The sequence below is a fragment of the Limosilactobacillus coleohominis 101-4-CHN genome (assembly GCF_000161935.1).
GTDB lineage: Bacteria > Bacillota > Bacilli > Lactobacillales > Lactobacillaceae > Limosilactobacillus > Limosilactobacillus coleohominis_A.
Window position 1 is genome coordinate 3,731 of record NZ_GG698808.1, and the last position, 1,671, is coordinate 5,401.

General features: G+C 52.8%; 1 rRNA gene. It reads right to left on the reverse strand.

Annotation, left to right across the window (positions count from 1 at the left end):
• Positions 1–68 precede the first annotated feature (68 nt).
• Positions 69–1,643 (reverse strand): 16S ribosomal RNA (locus HMPREF0501_RS08445).
• Positions 1,644–1,671: the final 28 nt, after the last annotated feature.

Genomic DNA, 1,671 nt, shown 5'->3' on the forward strand with positions numbered 1-1,671 from the left:
TTGAGAGGTAAACCCCTCAAAACTGAACAAAGTTTCAACCCATGTGCAGGTTCCGTTTTCTTCCTTAGAAAGGAGGTGATCCAGCCGCAGGTTCTCCTACGGCTACCTTGTTACGACTTCACCCCAGTCATCTGCCCTGCCTTAGACGGCTCCTTCCCGAAGGTTAGGCCACCGGCTTTGGGCATTGCAAACTCCCATGGTGTGACGGGCGGTGTGTACAAGGCCCGGGAACGTATTCACCGCGGCATGCTGATCCGCGATTACTAGCGATTCCGACTTCGTGCAGTCGAGTTGCAGACTGCAGTCCGAACTGAGAACGGTTTTAAGAGATTAGCTGGCCCTTGCGAGTTCGCTGCTCGTTGTACCGTCCATTGTAGCACGTGTGTAGCCCAGGTCATAAGGGGCATGATGATCTGACGTCGTCCCCACCTTCCTCCGGTTTGTCACCGGCAGTCTCACTAGAGTGCCCAACTGAATGCTGGCAACTAGTAACAAGGGTTGCGCTCGTTGCGGGACTTAACCCAACATCTCACGACACGAGCTGACGACGACCATGCACCACCTGTCATTGCGTCCCCGAAGGGAACGCCTCATCTCTGAGGTTGGCGCAAGATGTCAAGACCTGGTAAGGTTCTTCGCGTAGCTTCGAATTAAACCACATGCTCCACCGCTTGTGCGGGCCCCCGTCAATTCCTTTGAGTTTCAACCTTGCGGTCGTACTCCCCAGGCGGAGTGCTTAATGCGTTAGCTCCGGCACTGAAGGGCGGAAACCCTCCAACACCTAGCACTCATCGTTTACGGCATGGACTACCAGGGTATCTAATCCTGTTCGCTACCCATGCTTTCGAGCCTCAGCGTCAGTTGCAAGCTAGACAGCCGCCTTCGCCACTGGTGTTCTTCCATATATCTACGCATTCCACCGCTACACATGGAGTTCCACTGTCCTCTCTTGCACTCAAGTTATCCAGTTTCCGATGCCCTTCTCCGGTTAAGCCGAAGGCTTTCACATCAGACTTAGAAAACCGCCTGCGCTCGCTTTACGCCCAATAAATCCGGATAACGCTTGCCACCTACGTATTACCGCGGCTGCTGGCACGTAGTTAGCCGTGACTTTCTGGTTGAATACCGTCACTGCGTGAACAGTTACTCTCACGCACGTTCTTCTTCAACAACAGAGTTTTACGAGCCGAAACCCTTCTTCACTCACGCGGTGTTGCTCCATCAGGCTTGCGCCCATTGTGGAAGATTCCCTACTGCTGCCTCCCGTAGGAGTATGGACCGTGTCTCAGTTCCATTGTGGCCGATCAGTCTCTCAACTCGGCTACGCATCACTGCCTTGGTAAGCCGTTGCCTTACCAACTAGCTAATGCGCCGCAGGCCCATCCAGAAGTGATAGCCGAAACCATCTTTTAAACGAAAACCAGGCAGTTTTCGTTGTTATGCGGTATTAGCACTTGTTTCCAAATGTTGTCCCCCGCTTCTGGGCAGGTTGCCTACGTGTTACTCACCCGTCCGCCACTCGTTGGTAAACCGTCGTCAATCTGATGCAAGCATCATCAATCAGTCGGGCCAACGCGTTCGACTTGCATGTATTAGGCACACCGCCGGCGTTCATCCTGAGCCAGGATCAAACTCTCATATTAAATAAGAATTTGAGATAGCTCTCAAAAT